4 protein-coding genes are annotated in these 3,432 nt (G+C 37.7%); 1 reads left to right on the top strand and 3 read right to left on the bottom strand.

What is annotated here, in order from left to right:
- Window positions 1-168: 168 nt before the first annotated feature.
- Genes F580_RS0123595 through F580_RS0123585 form a run of 3 tightly spaced genes read right to left on the bottom strand, consistent with a single transcriptional unit; the run spans window position 169 to window position 2,397 of the window.
- Window positions 169-927, bottom strand: a complete 759-nt coding sequence (locus F580_RS0123595; protein WP_019030228.1) for a TIGR04219 family outer membrane beta-barrel protein — start codon at window positions 925-927, stop codon at window positions 169-171.
- Window positions 928-930: 3 nt separating this feature from the next.
- Window positions 931-1,926: a DUF2333 family protein gene (locus tag F580_RS0123590; protein ID WP_019030227.1), complete on the bottom strand. Its 996-nt coding sequence runs from the start codon at window positions 1,924-1,926 to the stop codon at window positions 931-933.
- A 33-nt stretch (window positions 1,927-1,959) separates the two neighbouring features.
- Window positions 1,960-2,397, bottom strand: coding sequence for a copper chaperone PCu(A)C (locus F580_RS0123585; protein ID WP_019030226.1), 438 nt, complete (start codon window positions 2,395-2,397; stop codon window positions 1,960-1,962).
- 84 nt (window positions 2,398-2,481) lie between these two features.
- On the opposite strand from F580_RS0123585, the gene F580_RS0123580 reads away from it, so the two are divergent.
- Window positions 2,482-3,219, top strand: a complete 738-nt coding sequence (locus F580_RS0123580) for an enoyl-CoA hydratase-related protein (RefSeq protein WP_019030225.1) — start codon at window positions 2,482-2,484, stop codon at window positions 3,217-3,219.
- Window positions 3,220-3,432: the final 213 nt, after the last annotated feature.

Raw genomic sequence — 3,432 nt, 5'->3', positions numbered from 1 at the left:
CAAAAATATAGACTGGCTATGTTTACGTTCTTCTCCTTGTCTAAAGTCATTTAAATTCCCACTGAAATCGAGCACTTTGAATGGTAACGGGTATAGTCACGGCTTTTATATTTTTGAATCGAGCTCGTTATGCTCTAGAAATAACCATGCTCTAGAAATAACTATGCTTTAGAAGTGAACAACGGCACCAGCAAAGAAACCGTCATAAGTTAAATCACTGTAAAAGTCATCTAAATCATTTAATTCCATTTTCATAGTGCGGTAACCTAAAGTTACGTCAAAATCTACCGCTAGGTTATCTAAAATAGAGTAACTAACGCCAATTTGAGCATCATAAACCGTTTGGTCGTCAAAGCTTAAAAAGTTAGCTTCAGCAAAAATATTTAAACCAGTAAAAGGTAAACCAACGATAGTGGATAGATAAAACATTGGGATAATGCCTGACACATCTAAATCACTGCCCTTAGTATCTGATTCAGCTACTTTAATATAGGCATCTAGATCACGTGCTGTTAAACCAAAATCAAAGCTTAATAAATCATTATCAAATACTTCATAATAAAGGGTGTAATCAACAAAACTGGCATCTAGGGTAGTATCTAAATTTTCACTTACGTTGTAAGTAGTACCTAATATTTTAACATCTTGACTTATTGTTGTACCACCTACTGTATCGAGCGTTGTTGATGCTATTTTTATATTTGGAATTAATGGAATAGGGTGCTCAAAGGCGACATAGAAGCTGCCTTGATTTTTATTATCAAAATCAAATACTGCTTGATCCTTGCTTGAATCTCCATCACCAAAGCTACCACTTGCTTCATTAGCCCATACCTGACCGCCAATATATAATCCTAATAGCGTATCGGCTTGGGCACTACTACACATTAAAGCTGCTACGCTAGCAGCTAAAAAAGTTTTTTTCATCCTTTATCCTTTAGTTAGAAGTTCATTCAAATCTATTAATGCAGCATTGGCGCGAGAAATATAATTAGCCATCACTAAGGAGTGATTGGCAAGTAAACCAAAACCACTACCGTTTAATATCATTGGGCTCCATAATGATTCTTGGCTAGCTTCTAATTCGAGGATAATCTGTTGTAAGCTAATTTTGGCATTCTTATCCTCTAACACGCTATTAAAATCTATTTCAATGGCTCTAAGTAGCTGTAGTAATGCCCAGGTAGCACCTCGGGCTTCATAGAACACATCATCTATTTGCCACCAACTTGTTTTTAGTTGTAAATAAGCATCACCTTGGCTTGATTGTTCAGCGCGATTATCACCGGCTAAATCAGTGTTAACTTGTTCGCGACCAACACTTAAACTTAAGCGGTGTGAGTAGCTGCCTAGACGTTTTTGAACTTCGTCAAGATAAGAACGTAAGTTATCAGCGCGAGCGTAAAACTGTGCCTTATCTTTACCATTACTACTGACTAATGCCGTACGATAGGCATAAAGCTGTTCGATCGCTTTGCCATATTCAGATTCAGCGCTTGGCATGGCCCAATTTTTACTATCGATATTAAAGCGTGGTTGCGCCTCTTTTAAGTGTTGATTCACTAAGGATTGCGATTGTGAACGACTAAAATCTTTACGCATCACTAAGGCCATATCACGTACCATTTCTAAAACACCAAATTCCCATGCTGGCATATTATCTAAAAACAGTGACGGCGGCATGATGTCATTTGATAAGTAACCACCCGGTTTGTGTAATAGCGTTTCACTGACTTTAATTAAAGCTGTTGTAGTGGTGTAACCAACAACAGGTGCAACATTTTCGGCTTTAGCTGCCTGTGTTACTTCAGCGTGGATGTTGATGGATGAAGGCTCAGTGCTCCAATAAACACCGACGCCATATAGAAGAAAAAAGATGCTGATAAAAGCCCATACAATAATTTTTGTAGAGAACATTGTTTTCATAGCCACTCCAAGGATAAGATGGTGTTTATTGTACTATCGATAAACAGGTAATTGAATATTAATTTTCGTGTTGTTTGAGAAGTATAATGTGATTGTAACAAGCTCTTTTTCAGTAATTTTCTGCTTTAATGAAAAAATCATTAGGTGTAAACCTGACGGTTGCAGCACAACTTTACTTTTTGCATCAATGGTAACGTTGTCAACTTGACGCATAGTCATCATACCGTGAGTCATACTATGCTCATGAATTTCAATACGATCAGAAAGTGTGCCGATGACTTTTTCTAAAGTCATCGCTATATCACCAGCATTGTTAATCGTCATATAAGCGGCGGTAACGTCACTGCCAGGAATACTTGCCCTAATGTAGCCATCAGTAACGCTTATTACGTTGCTCGCATAAACATTTTTGCTAATGCTGACTATTAAAATAATAAATAGTAAGGCTATTGAGAAATAATTATTTTTCATTGAGACGATACATCCTTGATAACAAACATAACAACACCTTATACTAATTTTTTTGATAAACCTATGTAACTAAACTGGTGGCAAATGAGTAACTTGATTTTAACGACAGAAAAACAAGGTGTTTTTACCATAACCTTAAATCGGATTGATAAAAAAAATGCCTTAACTAATGAAATGTATCAGCAACTTTGTCAACACTTTGCTTTTGCCGAGTCAACCTCAAGTATTCACTGCTTGGTCATTCAAGGCAATGAAAACTGCTTTTGTGCCGGTAATGACTTGCATGATTTTATGCAGTGTTCAACGGATGATGACCTAGCTGCCCTTGAGTTTGTTAAAGTCCTGTCTGAATTTACTAAACCGCTAGTGGCAGGTGTTGCTGGCGTCGCCGTTGGTATTGGTACTACGCTGTTATTACATTGTGACATGGTGATTACCGCCAATAACAGTAAATTTAAACTGCCCTTTACCCAACTCGGTTTATGCCCAGAAGCCGGCTCTAGTTTATTATTAACACAAAAAGTCGGTGCAAATAAAGCCTTTGAATTAATGGTGTTGGGTAAAACCTTTAACGCTGAACAAGCATTGAGTTATGGTATTGCAAACCAAATTTGTCAGCCGGATGAGCTTATTGCCCTGACCGAAGAAGTTGCCCAAGCAATTGCCAATTTGCCAGTTGAGTCGGTTATGACCAGTCGACGCTTAATTCGCCAAGGTAATCAATTAGCATTAAGCCAAGTTATCAGCGATGAGAGCCAAGAATTCGTGCGTTTGGTTAATACTGATGAATGTAAAAACATTCTGGCAAAATTCTTTAAATAAACGGCTAATTCAACGCTTGCCTCTGCACAGAATAAAAAATGCTTTATCCTGTGCAGCCTGTGGTTTTATATTATACCAATTTCATTAAATTATTGCTCACTTGTGGGGGTAAAATACGCCATGTCAGCGTTGCTCTCAATCCCAATAGCCAGCTATTGCTCAATCGAGCGCCTTGCCCTGATTTATTTTCCCTATGCACAACAAGATCACAAA

The organism is Colwellia piezophila ATCC BAA-637, from assembly GCF_000378625.1.
GTDB classification, from domain to species: domain Bacteria; phylum Pseudomonadota; class Gammaproteobacteria; order Enterobacterales; family Alteromonadaceae; genus Colwellia; species Colwellia piezophila.
This window is presented reverse-complemented; position numbering and strand designations above follow the sequence as displayed.